General features: G+C 42.3%; 14 protein-coding genes. 13 read left to right on the top strand and 1 reads right to left on the bottom strand.

The genetic code is table 11. The features are described 5' to 3' along the window. Positions 1-302: 302 nt before the first annotated feature. The 12 genes from spoIIP (at position 303) to deoC (ending at position 14,414) form a co-directional block, all read left to right on the top strand. A complete protein-coding gene (gene spoIIP / locus ACFPU1_RS11585) occupies positions 303-1,484 on the top strand; it encodes a stage II sporulation protein P (RefSeq protein ID WP_385941283.1) in 1,182 nt (393 codons plus the stop codon). A gap of 1 nt (position 1,485) precedes the next feature. Beyond that, positions 1,486-1,773, top strand: coding sequence for a DUF3679 domain-containing protein (locus tag ACFPU1_RS11580; RefSeq protein WP_054635494.1), 288 nt, complete (start codon positions 1,486-1,488; stop codon positions 1,771-1,773). Positions 1,774-1,962: 189 nt separating this feature from the next. Beyond that, complete coding sequence (lepA, locus tag ACFPU1_RS11575; protein WP_385941280.1) at positions 1,963-3,795, top strand: translation elongation factor 4; 1,833 nt, start codon at positions 1,963-1,965, stop codon at positions 3,793-3,795. 77 nt (positions 3,796-3,872) lie between these two features. Further along, a complete protein-coding gene (hemW, locus tag ACFPU1_RS11570; protein WP_385941278.1) occupies positions 3,873-5,009 on the top strand; it encodes a radical SAM family heme chaperone HemW in 1,137 nt (378 codons plus the stop codon). A gap of 104 nt (positions 5,010-5,113) precedes the next feature. Beyond that, on the top strand, positions 5,114-6,148 hold the full coding sequence (gene hrcA / locus ACFPU1_RS11565) for a heat-inducible transcriptional repressor HrcA (protein ID WP_385941275.1): 1,035 nt from the start codon (positions 5,114-5,116) through the stop codon (positions 6,146-6,148). A 110-nt stretch (positions 6,149-6,258) separates the two neighbouring features. Next, entirely contained in the window at positions 6,259-6,834 is a 576-nt protein-coding gene (gene grpE, locus ACFPU1_RS11560; RefSeq protein ID WP_054635493.1) for a nucleotide exchange factor GrpE, read from the top strand. A 33-nt stretch (positions 6,835-6,867) separates the two neighbouring features. Next, positions 6,868-8,709: a molecular chaperone DnaK gene (gene dnaK / locus ACFPU1_RS11555; protein ID WP_054635492.1), complete on the top strand. Its 1,842-nt coding sequence runs from the start codon at positions 6,868-6,870 to the stop codon at positions 8,707-8,709. A gap of 203 nt (positions 8,710-8,912) precedes the next feature. Continuing rightward, positions 8,913-10,034 carry a molecular chaperone DnaJ gene (gene dnaJ / locus ACFPU1_RS11550; RefSeq protein ID WP_054635491.1) on the top strand — a complete coding sequence of 374 codons (1,122 nt, stop codon included), beginning with the start codon at positions 8,913-8,915 and terminating at the stop codon, positions 10,032-10,034. A gap of 323 nt (positions 10,035-10,357) precedes the next feature. Next, positions 10,358-11,293: a 50S ribosomal protein L11 methyltransferase gene (prmA, locus tag ACFPU1_RS11545; RefSeq protein ID WP_385941269.1), complete on the top strand. Its 936-nt coding sequence runs from the start codon at positions 10,358-10,360 to the stop codon at positions 11,291-11,293. Between the two features lie 39 nt (positions 11,294-11,332). Beyond that, positions 11,333-12,085, top strand: a complete 753-nt coding sequence (locus tag ACFPU1_RS11540; RefSeq protein WP_385941266.1) for a 16S rRNA (uracil(1498)-N(3))-methyltransferase — start codon at positions 11,333-11,335, stop codon at positions 12,083-12,085. 5 nt (positions 12,086-12,090) lie between these two features. After that, on the top strand, positions 12,091-13,437 hold the full coding sequence (gene mtaB / locus ACFPU1_RS11535) for a tRNA (N(6)-L-threonylcarbamoyladenosine(37)-C(2))-methylthiotransferase MtaB (protein ID WP_385941263.1): 1,347 nt from the start codon (positions 12,091-12,093) through the stop codon (positions 13,435-13,437). Positions 13,438-13,739: 302 nt separating this feature from the next. Further along, positions 13,740-14,414 carry a deoxyribose-phosphate aldolase gene (gene deoC / locus ACFPU1_RS11530; RefSeq protein WP_385941260.1) on the top strand — a complete coding sequence of 225 codons (675 nt, stop codon included), beginning with the start codon at positions 13,740-13,742 and terminating at the stop codon, positions 14,412-14,414. 66 nt (positions 14,415-14,480) lie between these two features. On the opposite strand, the gene ACFPU1_RS11525 is transcribed toward deoC, so the two are convergent. Next, complete coding sequence (locus tag ACFPU1_RS11525) at positions 14,481-15,419, bottom strand: Na/Pi symporter (RefSeq protein ID WP_385941257.1); 939 nt, start codon at positions 15,417-15,419, stop codon at positions 14,481-14,483. Between the two features lie 233 nt (positions 15,420-15,652). Between ACFPU1_RS11525 and rpsU the strand changes: the two genes are divergently transcribed. Next, positions 15,653-15,826 (top strand): 30S ribosomal protein S21, encoded by a 174-nt coding sequence (rpsU, locus tag ACFPU1_RS11520; protein WP_054635485.1) that lies wholly within the window; start codon positions 15,653-15,655, stop codon positions 15,824-15,826. The last annotated feature ends 10 nt before the right edge of the window (positions 15,827-15,836 follow it).

Here is a 15,836-nt window from a genome sequence, read left to right as displayed (position 1 = left end):
TAAGCCGCCGGACATTTCCGCAGACCCGTGGGTAACCAATCCCCCATTCGTGTTCCCGATACAGATCTAGCCTGTGCTTTCTCAGGAACCCTCCTGCTGGACCTTCGAATCGTGTTATTTATCCGTTTATCTACAATACAATTGACTCATAAGATCAACATCCCCCCTTAATTAGAGTCTGACTTAAAACAACTCATTGTAAGCCTTATCAACATAGCAGAGATAAACCTATCAAAATTTAATAGAAATCTGTTCTACAGCTAAGGAATGAGTACATAAAATAAAGCTATGGGAGGGATGTTATGAAAAATTTCAAAAAGCAGCGTATCCATCCTATTTTTGCTGTGGAACGGACAAGCATTAAAAGTTTTATCCTTTTTGTTGTGTTTGGCCTAATGATGACTTTTATTTTGGTTGCAATGTTAACCTCTTTTGAGCATAATAAGCATTTTTCATCAACAGCTGTTCATGGGTGGACAAATAAGGTCCATAATGAGGTCCTTGTTGAATTTCTTTCTATGGAAAATGTTTACTTTGGACAAGCACTCCCGGAGGGGTACTCATCACCTTCCTTTTCGGCTATGGCGTTTGAGATGATGACAAGTGTAAATTTTGAGGATCCTAGAACATTTTTAGGGAGAGAGCTTCCTGGTTTTGCTTTATTTGATGGCCGGATTGTAGTAGCAGGGGAAGGAACTGATTTTACAACCATGCCAATTGAATCAGCTCCCCCAATGGAAGTATTAATGGAAGAGCGGGCAGCTTCTGAAGTCGCGATGAATGAAACAGAAAAAACTAAAGAGACTCCTGAAGCGGTACGAGAGCCTGGAGAAGAAGCGGTCGCCCATATCATTCACTCCCACAGCCGTGAATCATTTCTGCCTGAGCTTGAGGAAGGGACACAGATTGCATTTCATCCAGATGTTAACATCACCAAAGTCGGCGAAAAGCTGGGAGAAGCATTAGAAGAGCGGGGGATAAAAACCGATGTAGATACAAGCGATATCGAAGCTATGCTTCAGGAACAGGGACTCGATTTTCCTCAATCCTATGACGTTTCAAGAGACCTGGTAAAAGAAGCGATCGCCGAAAATGAAAAACTGGACATGTTTTTTGAAATTCATCGAGATTCACAACCCCGGGACGTTACGACAATCACGATCAATGGAGAAGTGTATGCACGAACCTTTTTTGTCATTGGTGAAAATCATGCCAATTATGAGAAGAATTTAGCGATGGCTAAAGACCTCCATAACCGTTTAGAGAAATCTTACCCGGGATTAAGCCGGGGGGTCCTTGTGAAAGGCGGCGGGGGCTCCAACGGGAGGTATAATCAGGACCTTTCGGAACGATCGATTTTAATTGAAATGGGAGGAATTGAGAATACCCTGGAAGAGGTCTATCGTTCAACGGATATTATGGCCGAGGTAATTAGTGAATTTTACTGGGATGGAGAGGAAGTAGATTCACAAGGAGATGATTAATTTGAAAATTATTGCCGGGCTGTTAATTATCACTCTCTTATTCATCAGTGGAATGCTCGTGGGACATTATCACGCGCACGAACAGTTTAAAGAGATAGCCGAGTACGAAAGAGAATTGGTTGTGATCGAACAAGCCAAGAAGGAAAGAGAAAAGAAGGAAGAGAAAAAAAGCATAGAAAGACAAGCAATTACAGATGACCTGACACAAAAGCAGGAAGAAGTAGCGGAAAGAGGATCTGTTAACTTTTTCTCTAAATTAGGAAAAACTCTCAATGTCACAGGACAATGAGAGTTCTTTTTTTATACAAAAAGGAAAACAACTTCCTATTAGGGGACAGGACAGAAAGTTTCATGGCAAGCAATTGAATATAATACGGGCGGTTGTTATAATAAAGGATAGTCTTTCCGAAAAGAGCGGGTTGAACGTGCTTTAGTACATAGAGACAAAGAGCTCATTCCACCATGGGAGTGATTTATAGTGAAGAAGGAAGAAAAGTTAGAAAGACAGCAAAGAATACGGAATTTTTCCATTATCGCTCATATTGATCACGGCAAGTCCACTCTTGCCGATCGTATTTTAGAATCAACCAGTGCGTTAAGCCAGCGGGAAATGAAAGACCAGATGCTGGATGCGATGGATCTTGAAAGAGAGCGAGGCATTACGATTAAGTTGAATTCAGTCCAGCTTAAGCACAAGCATAAGGACGGAGAAGAATATATTTTTCATTTGATTGATACACCGGGCCATGTCGATTTTTCATACGAAGTTTCCCGAAGCCTGGCAGCTTGTGAAGGAGCTCTTTTAATTGTTGATGCTGCTCAAGGGATCGAAGCCCAGACTCTTGCCAACGTTTATCTTGCACTGGATAACGATTTGGAGATTATTCCTGTTATCAATAAGATTGATCTTCCAAGTGCAGAGCCAGAAAGAGTAAAGCAGGAAATTGAAGATGTTATTGGTCTTGATGCTTCTGATGCGGTTTTGGCATCTGCGAAGAGCGGCATTGGAATTGATGATATTCTTGACCAGATTGTTGAAAAGGTACCGCCTCCTGAAGGAGATCCAGCGGCGCCCCTTCAGGCCATGATTTTTGACTCCTTATATGATACATACCGGGGAGTCATTGCTTATGTCCGGATTGTAGAAGGCACGGTAAAGCCCGGACAGAAAATTAGAATGATGGCAACCGGTAAGGAGTTTGAAGTTTCGGAAGTGGGGGTTTTTACACCCAAACCTGTTTCCTGTAATGAATTAACGGTCGGAGACGTTGGGTTTATTACGGCTGCCATTAAAAACGTTGGCGATTCCAGGGTGGGGGATACGATTACCCATGTACACGCACCTGCTGCCGAGCCGCTCCCTGGGTATAAGCGGATGAACCCTATGGTTTTCTGCGGTCTTTACCCGATTGATGCCAACAATTACAACCCACTTCGAGATGCCCTGGAACGTCTTGAGCTAAACGACAGTTCTCTGCAATTTGAGGCAGAGACCTCACAGGCACTTGGGTTCGGTTTTCGCTGCGGCTTTCTTGGACTCCTTCATATGGAAATTATCCAGGAAAGAATTGAAAGAGAATATGGTATTGATCTAATTACAACAGCACCATCTGTTAATTATCACGTGTACTTAACAGATGGAGAAGTACTTGAAATTGATAATCCATCCAAAATGCCTGACCAGCAAAAGATTGACAGTGTGGAGGAGCCATATGTCCGTTCAACGGTTATGGTCCCTAATGATTATGTAGGTGCTGTCATGGAGCTTTGCCAAGGGAAACGAGGCGACTTTATTGATATGCAGTATATGGATGAGAACCGTGTTAATATTGTATATGAAATACCTCTTACTGAAATTGTGTATGATTTCTTTGACCAGCTGAAATCAAGTACGAAAGGCTATGCTTCTTTTGATTATGAGCTGATTGGCTATAAGACCTCCAAACTTGTAAAAATGGACATTTTATTAAACGGGGAAACAGTTGACGCTTTATCGGTTATTGTCCACCGGGATTTCGCTTATGAAAGAGGAAAAGCGATCGTGGATAAACTTAAAGAATTGATACCAAGGCAGCAGTTTGAAGTCCCAGTTCAAGCGAGTATTGGAAATAAGATCATCGCCCGAAATACAATCAAGGCCATGAGGAAAAACGTGCTTGCAAAATGTTACGGGGGCGACATTTCTCGAAAACGGAAGCTCTTGGAAAAGCAAAAAGAAGGAAAACAGCGAATGAAAAGCGTCGGGAAGGTTGACGTTCCTCAAGAAGCATTTATGTCCGTTCTGAAAATGGACGACAGCAATAAGAAGTAAGGCCACTTGCCGCAGGGATACCCTGCGGCTTTTCCAAATCAGAAACTATTAATGAGCAAAGGAAGCGTTTAAGAGGTATGGCAAAATCAATATATATTCATATTCCTTTTTGTGAGCATATTTGTTTTTATTGTGACTTTAACAAGGTATATGTTGAAAATCAGCCAGTTGATGCATACATTGACGCGCTGATTACAGAAATGGAAATGGTGTTTTCAGCACAGCCTCCTGATCAGATTGAAACCGTTTATATCGGAGGGGGCACACCTACAGCATTGTCCTCGGCCCAGTTGGATAAACTATTAAGAGCGGTAGATGAAATGCTTTCTGGTCACCCTGTAAAGGAATATACGGTAGAGGTAAATCCAGGAGGGGCGGATGCTGAGAAGCTGAAGGTAATGAGCCAGTACAGTATAAATCGTTTAAGCCTGGGAGTTCAGAGCTTTGATGATGACCTACTAAAAGCAATCGGCCGCACTCACCGTGAAAAAGATGTTTATTTTACAATAGAAGAAGCTAAGAAAAACGGCTTTAGTAATATTTCCATTGATTTAATGTTTGGGCTCCCAAATCAGACGATAGAGCAGTGGAGAGAAAGTATTATGAAAACAGTGGCTCTCAACCTTCCACATGTATCTGCCTACTCTCTAAAGATTGAAGAGAAGACAATCTTTCATAACATGATGAGAAAAGGAAAACTGTCACTCGTTCCTCAGGATGATGAAGCAGAAATGTATGAGATACTGTTGCAACAAATGAGTCGCTCACTTCTTCATCCCTATGAAATCAGCAATTTTGCTAAAGAAGGCTATGAAAGCCTCCATAATCAAACGTATTGGGCAAATGAAGAATACTACGGATTTGGAGCAGGGGCCCATGGCTACTTAGCAGGAGTCCGCTATGCAAACATCGGCCCTTTGCCACATTACCTATCGGCTGTACAAGAGAATAACCTTCCAATTAAAGAAAGTCATAACGTTACTCTCCAAGAGAAAATGGAAGAGGAAATGTTTATGGGGCTGAGAATGGATAAGGGCGTGGATAAGCAGCGCTTTTTGAGAAAATATCAGAAATCAATAGAGGAAGTTTTTTCTCGTCAGATTTCTTCCTTGGAAGAAGAAGATTTAATTATAAATGAGATGGAAACGATAAGGTTAACACAAAGAGGTAAGCTGTTAGGGAACGAAGTGTTCGAAAGGTTTCTCCTTATTTGATAAAATAGTGAAGGGTCATCGTTGACAAAAAGTGAGGCATTTGATAATTTAACATTAGATTTAGCACTCGTAATGATTGAGTGCTAACAGAGGTGATGAAGGGGATGTTGACGAAACGACAACTCTTTATTTTACAGGCAATTATAAATGACTATATACGATCTGCAGAACCCGTTGGTTCCCGGAGCATTTCAAAAAGGGAGGACGTTGGGTACAGTCCGGCTACCGTTAGAAATGAAATGGCAGACCTTGAAGAGCTTGGTTTTTTAGAAAAGCCACATAGCTCTTCAGGAAGGATTCCTTCCCATCAGGGATACAGGTATTATGTGGACCACCTCCTCATGCCGCATCATTTGTCTACTGAGGAATTAACGGATATTAAAGCACTTTTTGCTGAAAAGATTTTCGAAACAGAGCACGTTATTCAGCAGTCTGCACAAATTCTTTCAGAATTAACAAGCTACATTTCAATCGTCCTTGGCCCGGAAGTATTTGATACGAAGTTAAAGCATTTGCAGATTATTCCATTAAGTGATGAAACTGCGATCGCCATTTTAGTCACAGATACGGGGCATGTGGAAAAGCATTCAGTGACACTTCCAGAGAGTCTGAATAATTCAGACCTTGAAAAGGTAGTTAACATTTTGAACGAACGGCTTCAAGGAGTTCCGTTGTTTCAGATGAAACAAAAGCTGATGCACGAGGTTGCAGATGTTCTGAAGAATAATGTAGACAACTATAAGAGTGTCCTTTCCTTTTTAGAAGGCTCCCTGCAGACAGGAAAGCCTGAGAAAGTTTTTTATGGCGGTAAAACCAACTTATTGGGACAGCCTGAATTTAAGGATGTAGAAAAAGCACGTCTTCTCCTTGAGTTCCTGGAACAAGACGAGTCTGTAAATCGCTTGCTTCGCGCCTCGCATAATGGAATTACAGTGAAGATAGGCCAGGAAAATGATATTGCTGCATTTGAAGACTGCAGCATCATTACGGCCACTTATTCCATAGGGGGAAAGCCAGTGGGAACAGTTGGTATTCTCGGGCCTACAAGAATGGAATACCCGCGTGTTATTGGATTATTGGACCATTTGTCAAGAGACTTAACCAAAGTTCTTACTGACTTGTATCATAAAGGTCCTTAATGGTAATATTATCAATTGGTTATGGGAGAGTTCTCTCTCCCATTCCTTTATGAAAGACGCTTGTTTATTCAGAGAAATGATAGAGGTAAGCACAACAGGAGGTGAACCTAGTGGCCAAAGAAGAACAACAAAATGTCAATGAAGAAAAAGAGGAAGAGCAGCCATTAGAAGAAGCGGAGACTGCTGAAGATGGCTTTAAAGTAGATGATGCTGGTGAAGAAACTGAAGAACAGGAAGACAACCGCCTCATCCAGCTTGAAAATGAAGTAAATGAATGGAAGAACAAGACATTGCGTGTCCAGGCAGACCTTGAGAACTTCCGCAGAAGAGCTAAGGAAGAAAGAGAAACAGCAGCCAAATATAAGGCTCAAAGTTTAGTGGAATCTCTACTCCCTGCTCTTGATAATTTTGAAAGAGCTCTTCAAATTGAACCTGATGGAGAAGAAGCGAAATCTCTGCTTCAAGGGATGAACATGGTGTACAGCCAGCTCAAAGAAGCTCTTGAGAATGAAGGAGTAGAAGTTATCCAAACAGAGGGCCAACAGTTTGACCCTAACCTTCACCAAGCTGTAATGCAAGTAGAAGAAGCAGGGTTTGAAACAAATGAGATCGTGGAAGAATTACAAAAGGGTTATAAGCTCAAGGACCGTATTATCCGGCCTTCAATGGTTAAAGTGAATGCATAATTACATAGATGAAAATGGACAGGAGGAATAAAAATGAGTAAAGTAATTGGAATTGACTTAGGAACAACAAACTCATGTGTAGCAGTTATGGAGGGAGGAGAAGCGACAGTTATCCCGAACCCGGAAGGTAATCGAACAACTCCTTCTGTAGTGGCTTTCAAGGATGGGGAGCGTCAAGTAGGAGAAGTAGCAAAACGCCAGGCCATTACAAACCCAAATACAATCCAATCCATAAAGCGTCACATGGGCACAGGCTACAAAGTAGAAGCAGAAGGCAAGGAATATACTCCTCAGGAGATTTCTGCAATTATCCTTCAGAAGCTTAAAAACGACGCGGAGAGCTACCTTGGCGAAGAAGTAACAAAAGCAGTTATTACTGTACCGGCATATTTCAATGATTCTCAGCGCCAGGCAACAAAGGATGCAGGGAAAATTGCCGGACTTGAAGTAGAAAGAATTGTTAATGAACCGACAGCTGCTTCCTTGGCATACGGTCTTGATAAAGAAGAAGATCAGACCATTTTAGTTTATGATCTTGGCGGCGGAACATTTGACGTATCAGTTCTAGAGCTTGGCGATGGATTTTTCGAAGTTAAATCTACATCTGGTGATAACAAGCTGGGCGGAGATGACTTTGACCAAGTCATCATTGATCATCTAGTGGCTGAATTCAAAAAAGAAAACGGCATTGATCTTTCACAGGATAAAATGGCTATGCAGCGCTTAAAAGACGCAGCAGAAAAAGCGAAAAAAGACCTTTCCGGAGTGTCACAGACACAAATTTCATTGCCGTTTATTACTGCTGATTCAAGCGGTCCAAAACATTTAGAGCTTTCATTGACTCGTGCGAAGTTTGAAGAGCTTTCTTCCCACCTTGTTGAAAGAACAATGGGACCTACCCGCCGTGCGATGCAAGATGCAGGCTTAAGCGCATCTGAGATCGACAAAGTCATTTTAGTCGGTGGTTCCACTCGTATTCCGGCTGTACAAGAAGAAATTAAAAAGCTGACAGGAAAAGATGCACACAAAGGCGTAAACCCTGATGAAGTCGTTGCTCTTGGTGCTGCTGTGCAGGCAGGGGTGCTTTCCGGCGATGTAAAAGACGTGGTTCTTCTGGACGTAACTCCTTTATCTTTAGGAATTGAAACAATGGGTGGAGTAAATACAAAATTGATTGAAAGAAACACAACGATTCCAACAAGTAAATCTCAAGTATTCTCAACAGCTGCTGATAACCAGCCTTCCGTAGATATCCACGTTCTTCAAGGTGAGCGTGAAATGGCAGCGGATAACAAAACGTTAGGACGTTTTCAATTGACGGACATTCCTCCGGCTCCGAGGGGTGTGCCGCAAATTGAAGTAACATTTGATATTGACGCCAACGGTATTGTTAATGTCCGTGCCAAAGATTTAGGAACAAATAAAGAACAGTCTATCACGATCACTTCTTCTTCTGGCCTTTCTGATGAAGAAATCGAAAACATGGTCAAGGAAGCCGAAGAAAACGCTGAAGAAGATAAAAAGCGTAAAGAAGCAGTGGAAGTAAGAAATGAAGCGGACCAGCTTGTCTTCACTACTGAAAAAACATTGAAGGATCTTGGCGACAATGTAGAACAGGCTGAAATTGATAAAGCGGAAGCCGCAAAGGAAAAAGTTAAGACTGCTCTTGAAGGAGAAGACGTTGAAGCAATTAAATCTGCTAAAGATGAACTGCAAGAAGTAGTGCAGGAGCTGTCTACCAAGCTATATGAGCAAGCTGCTCAGCAAGCACAGCAAGCTCAAGGAGAGCCGGGAGCAGACGGAGCTCAGCAAGACGACAACGTAGTAGACGCAGATTACGAAGAGGTAAACGAAGACGATAAAAACAATAAATAATATCCTGGAAATAGAAAAAGTAAAAAAGTCAAAGTCAGGGTCTCTTGACTTTGACTTTTTTCAGGTATCATGACGCTTAGCTGACTCGAACACAAAAGGAGAACCTGACTGCCTGGAAGGTTGAATCCATAAAGCAGGTTGATTGGCTTTTTGTTTGGATGATATGATTAGCGTTATGGAATAGAATACGGGAGTGTTGAGGAATGAGTAAACGAGATTACTACGAAGTTCTAGGTGTCAGTAAGGAGGCATCTACTGATGAGGTGAAAAAAGCATATCGAAAGCTCGCCCGTAAATATCACCCGGATGTAAACAAAGAACCAGATGCGGAAGAAAAGTTCAAAGAGGTTAAGGAAGCTTATGATACGTTAAGCGATCCACAAAAGAAATCCAATTATGACCGTTTCGGCCATGCAGATCCTAACCAGGGGTTTGGAGGAGCTGGCGGAGCTGGAGACTTTGGCGGCTTTGGGGATATTTTCGATATGTTCTTTGGCGGTGGCGGAGGAAGACGAGATCCTAATGCACCACGCCAAGGAGCCGATTTGCAGTATACGATGACGATTGAATTTAAAGAAGCTGTATTTGGAAAAGAGACCGAGATAGAAATTCCAAGGGAAGAAGCATGTAATACATGTTCCGGCTCTGGAGCAAAGCCGGGAACCAAGCCAGAAACCTGTACAAAATGTGGCGGTGCCGGCCAGCTTAACATTGAACAGAATACACCGTTTGGCCGAGTCGTTAACCGAAGAGTATGTGACCAATGTGAAGGCACGGGCAAAACAATCAAGGACAAATGTAACACATGCGGAGGAGCAGGTAAGGTCCGCAGACGCAAGAAGATCAATATCCAGGTTCCGGCAGGCGTGGATCACGGCCAGCAAATCCGGGTAGCAGGTCAAGGAGAAGGCGGGAAAAATGGCGGTCCTTCCGGGGATCTTTATGTAGTTTTTAATGTCCGTCCCCATGAATTCTTTAAGCGTGACGGCGACGATATATACTGTGACATGCCTCTCACCTTCACCCAGGTAGCTTTGGGGGATGAAATTGAAGTGCCGACACTTCATGGAAGAGTCAAGCAGAAAATCCCTGCTGGCACGCAGTCCGGCGTGCAGTTTAGGCTCCGGGGAAAAGGAGTGCCAAACGTTCACGGCCGCGGTTACGGGGATCAATTTGTGAAGGTACAGGTTGTTACTCCAAAGAAGCTTACAGAAAAGCAGAAGGAACTGCTTAGAGAGTTTTCTGAGATAAGCGGTGATGCACATGCCGATGAGCAAAATGATAATTTCTTCGCAAAAGTAAAAAGAGCTTTTCGGGGAGAGTAAAGGCTTTGTGATAGGGGAAGGTTGAGTTTTTATAAGTTATTCCTTCGAGAAGAGCATTAGCCGAAGATCCCGAGGTGCTTTTTCCCTTAGAATGCTGGAGGCATAACCTTTAGTGGAAGGGAGCTTATTTTAACAAAAATCAACAACAAGACGTAAACAAAGCCTTTAAAAAAGAAAATGGAAAGCAAAGAAAAAGCGGAACACTCTTTCTTTAACGTCATGCGTTTTAAGGGAGAGCCCGCATTTTTCTTTATTATAAAGCTGTGCTGAAATCCCCGGGACACTTTGCTTTTGGATCCTGGGAAAATATGGAGTTGATAATAATGAAATGGATAGAATGCAGTGTGCACACGACTCCACAAGCAATCGAGCCAGTATCAAGTATTTTAAATGATAGTGGAGCAAGTGGTGTTGTGATAGAGGATACTGCCGACTTAACAAAAAAATGGGAGGGGGCAGAAGATGAAATTTTTGCTCTTTCTCCTTCCAACTACCCCGCAGAAGGTGCAGTTCTGAAAGCATATTTTCCTTTACATGACAACCTGGAAGAGACAATAGAAGAGATCAAATTGAAAATTAATGGGCTCCAGGAGTACGGGATAGATGCCGGAAGCAGCAAAATTGAATTGTCCGAAGTTGATGAGGAAGATTGGGCCAATGAATGGAAAAAATACTATAAGCCAGTCAAAGTTACAGAGACGATCACTATTGTTCCTACATGGGAGAATTACACGCCTGATGCAAACGGACATATTATTGAGCTGGACCCTGGCATGGCCTTTGGCACAGGTACGCACGCCACTACAGTTCTCTGTTTGCAGGCATTGGAAAAAGAAGTGAAGAAAAACAATACGGTAGTTGATGTGGGAACCGGCTCCGGAGTCCTTAGCATAGCAGCAGCCAAGCTTGGTGCTTCGTCTGTCACAGCCCTTGACGTGGACGATATGGCAGTAAACATTGCACAGGAAAATGCTCAGGTGAATAAAGTAGACAGCATTGTATCTGCCAGACAGAATAATCTTCTTAAAACAATTGATGAACAGTACGATGTGGTCGTAGCAAATATCTTGGCAGAGATTATCATTCGCATGGTTGAGGATGCCCGAAAGGTTATTAAGCCGGGAGGGACCTTTATTACGTCAGGCATCATAGCTGCAAAGAAGGATGAAGTAAAAAACAAACTTGAGAGCAGCGGTTTTGAAATTAAAGAAACGCTTGAGCTTGAAGATTGGGTAGCTTTTATAGCTAAAACATCGTAAAATAAATTCGGCAATAATCGTCAATATGTGGAGGATGGCATGCAAAGATACTTCGTGAATAAAGAAGCTGTTTCAGATGGTGTTGTCACTATAACCGGTGAGGATGTTAAGCATATTTCAAAGGTTATGCGCATGGAGCCTGGCGATCAGATTATCTGCAATGATAATGACGGTTTTTCAGCAAGGTGTGAGCTTGATGAGCTGTCCAAAGAAAAAGTGACAGCAAAGGTCTTAGAGCAGCTGAATGAAAATCATGAACTTCCAGTCAACGTGCATATCGCTTATGGATTATCCAAGGGAGATAAGGTAGAGGCGGTCGTCCAAAAAGGGACGGAGCTGGGTGCTTCCTGTTTTTACCCCTTTGCTGCTCAGCGTTCTGTGGTAAAATGGGATGATAAAAAAGAACCAAAAAAGCTGGAACGCCTTGAAAAGATAGCAAAAGAGGCAGCAGAACAATCTCATCGAGACTATATGCCTGTAGTAAAAGGCCACCATACATTCAAGGAGATTATAGAAACAGGGAAGCAGTTTGCCCACAAGCTTCTTGTTTATGAAGAGACTGCAAAAGAAGGAAAGCATCCTGTGCTGTTTCGCGCCCTTCAAGAAGTTAAACCAGGGGAGGCTTTATTTGTTATTATCGGTCCTGAAGGAGGAATTTCTCCCCGGGAAGCTGAGGAAGCTGAAAAAAACGGGTTTTTATCTGTCAGCCTGGGACCGAGAATCGTAAGAAGTGAAACGGCTCCATTATATATTTTATCAGCCATTTCGTATCATTTTGAAATATCGAGGTGAAGAAGATGCCAACTGTGGCTTTTCATACATTAGGATGTAAAGTAAATCACTATGAAACTGAGGCAATTTGGCAGTTGTTTAAAGAAGAAGGTTATGAGAAATCTGAATTTGAAAAGCGGTCCGATGTCTACGTTATCAACACCTGTACGGTTACAAATACAGGAGATAAAAAAAGCCGTCAGGTGATCCGACGCGCCATACGCAGAAATCCTGAAGCTATTATTTGTGTGACAGGCTGCTATGCGCAGACATCACCGGCAGAAGTAATGGATATTCCTGGTGTGGACATTGTAGTTGGAACTCAGGATCGGAAAAAAATGCTTTCTTATATAGAGGAATTCAAGAAAGAGCGTGAGCCGATCAATGGAGTAGGAAACATAATGAAAGCCCGCGTTTACGAAGAACTTGAAGTTCCTTCTTTCACAGACCGTACCAGGGCTTCATTAAAGATTCAAGAAGGCTGTAATAACTTCTGTACATTCTGCATTATCCCATGGGCCAGAGGACTGCTTCGTTCAAGAAACCCCGAAGATGTGCTAACACAGGCAAAACAGCTTGTGGAGGCCGGCTATAAGGAAATCGTCTTAACAGGTATCCATACTGGCGGGTACGGTGAAGATTTAAAAGAATACAATTTTGCTGATTTACTTCGGGAACTTGAAAAAGTGGAAGGGCTAAAAAGGATTCGTATTTCTTCCATTGAAGCAAGCCAGATTACTGACGAAGTAATCGAGGTAATTGATCAGTCCAATAAGATTGTAAACCACCTTCATATACCTCTTCAGTCAGGGTCTAACACTGTACTGAAAAGAATGCGTCGTAAGTACACGATGGAATTTTTCGGGGAAAGGTTAAACCGACTGAAAGAAGTGCTTCCGGACCTTGCAGTAACGAGTGATGTTATTGTCGGCTTTCCAGGAGAAACAGAAGAAGAATTTCAGGAGACATACGATTTTATTTCAACCCATAAGTTTTCAGAACTCCATGTGTTTCCATATTCAAAGCGGACAGGAACACCAGCAGCAAGAATGGACGATCAAGTTGATGAGGATATCAAAAACACCCGTGTCCATCGCTTGATTGAGCTGTCTAATCAACTCGCGAAAGAGTACGCTTCAGGTTTTGAAGGGGAAGTGCTGGAGGTCATCCCGGAAGAAAGGGACAAAGAACATCCAGAAAGCGGCCTTTTGACAGGGTACAGCGATAATTATATGAAGGTGAAGTTTGCAGGCACTGAAGATATGATCGGGAAGCTCGTCAAGGTGAAAATTGTCAAAGCAGGCTACCCATATAATGAAGGTGAATTTGTCAGGGTATTGAGTGAAGTTTCTCCTGAAACGATTTCCGGCTAAAGCACACTTTTGTATGAAAGAGCGTCATCCAACAGGTAGAGACAACATCTATCACTTATAGAAGGAAAGATCTATTATAATAATATAAGACGGTGCTGCACCCCAAGTGTTAGATGTAATTGACCTAACATTTGGGGTGTTTGTCTTTCACAAAGGATATGTATGTACTCATCAAAACAAATCTTTGAAAACAATCAGACAGTCTGTAAGCCTTGGTACGACGTTTTTTCTTTCATGGAAAATATGATAGGGTAATGAAGTACATAACAAGTTACAATTCAGATTCAGAAAGGGTGAAAAATATGGCTATAAACGTAGCAGCCATGATAGACCATACATTATTAAAACCAGAAACCACTAAAGAACAAGTGATTGACCTTGCAATAGAGGCAAAGGAGCACAAGTTTGCTTCTGTATGTGTGAACCCTGCCATGGTAGAAACAGCTTATGAGATATTAAAAGGAACAGAGGTGAAAGTTTGTACGGTGATAGGGTTTCCTTTAGGCGCTTCGACCCCAGAAACGAAAGCATTTGAAACGGAGGATGCCATTAAAAGAGGTGCTGAGGAAGTAGATATGGTAATCAACATAGGAGCTTTAAAAGCAGAGGAAGATGAAACGGTAAAAAAAGACATACTTGCAGTTGTAGAGGCCGCCAAAGGAAAAGCTCTTACCAAGGTCATCATTGAAACAGTGCTGTTAACGAATGAGGAGAAGACAAGAGCCTGCAGACTTGCTGTTGAAGCAGGAGCTGATTTTGTTAAGACCTCTACAGGATTTGCCGGGGGCGGTGCTACCGTAGCCGATGTCAAGGTAATGAAAGAAGCAGTAGGAAACAAAGCAAAAGTAAAAGCAAGCGGAGGAGTGAAAAATTACGAGTCAGCTCTTGAAATGGCAGAAGCAGGTGCTGACAGAATCGGGACAAGTTCTGGAGTGGCTATCGTGACCAATACGAATGGGGACAGCAAAGACTATTAACGATACCTCCTATATGTTTGAGTACTCGCAGGTGCGAGTACTCAAACAAACTGTGAGCCCGGTAAGTTAAAGGTGTTTAAACACTCCTTTATGAAAGAATTCTATAAGCTGGGCAATTCTGTAGGCAAAAGGGAGAAACAGCATAGAAGTCAGTACGTTAAACAGTGTAGCAGCATGAGCGAGCTGTACAGAAGGATCTGGGCTTAAATAGGTTACAATAGTGGTAAAGGGCTGAAGAATCGGAATAAAAACCAATACACCAGCTATGTTAATCCAAAGATGTGCAAGAGCTGTTAATTTCGCTTCCTTTGACGAAAGTATGGCTGCTAAAAGAGCGGTCATGCATGTGCCAATGTTAGCGCCGAGCATAACCGTAATACGCGTGTCCAGCGTTAGCCATTCAGAACCAAGGGCTGTCATCATGAGCGCTGTAGAAGCTGTACTTGATTGAATAATGGCAGACAAACTGCTTCCTGCTGCCAGAGCCCATAGCAAATGGTCATTTGCCTGAGAGAGAAGATCCGTAAAATAGGGCATAGTGGAAACAATAGGCCCTATATTTTTTAAGCTGTGCATGGCAACAAAAACGCAGCCTAAACCAAACAATACAGTACCAAGATGAAAGGTTTTGTCTGAAGGCATTATGAGCAAAACAGCTGCAGCCAGCAAAAGCATCCAGCCCATCTCCTCAACTGAAAAGGCGAGCATCTCCAGGGTGAGGCATGTACCGATATTTGAACCAAGAATAATGCCGATAGACTGACGAAAAGTTAGAATTTTCGCTGAAACAAGACCAACAGTCATGACAATCACTGCGGAACTGCTTTGCAGGATCCCAGTGACAGCAGTTCCTAAAATAAGGCCTGATAAAGGAGAGGAGACCCCTTTTTGCAGCAGTTTTTCTATTTTGTTTTTTGCTGCATTATTTAATCCTGTACGCAAAAGAGCAATACCAAATAGGAAAATTCCTATATAAACAAATAGTGTCGTCACCCAATCAAACATGAGATCCTCCCTTCCTTTTCATTTTTATGATAGGAAAAGGCTTGTCATGCTTGGTGAATCAGTATAAAATAATACAGTCTGCTTCTGAAATAAATAGTAGACACATGATTGCATTTTATATCATTTTGTTTTATACTTTGATAAACTATCCAATCACATTTTAGTGGTATTTCTGCTAAAAAAACTCTTTAGAGTTTATTGGTGGTATTGGTTGTCCGGAGGGAGGGAATCAAATGGCTGAGACCCGTGTTCGCAAGAATGAGTCCATTGACGCCGCTCTTCGTCGCTTTAAAAAGACGGTTTCTAAAGAAGGCACAATGGGTGAAGTTCGTAAACGCAAGCATTATGAAAAGCCTAGTGTTAAGCGTAAGAAAAAATCTGAAGCGGCTAGAAAGCGTAAGTTTTAAGAGAGGTGCT

The sequence above is a fragment of the Thalassorhabdus alkalitolerans genome, assembly GCF_042656525.1.
GTDB lineage: Bacteria > Bacillota > Bacilli > Bacillales > Marinococcaceae > Thalassorhabdus > Thalassorhabdus alkalitolerans.
This window is presented reverse-complemented; position numbering and strand designations above follow the sequence as displayed.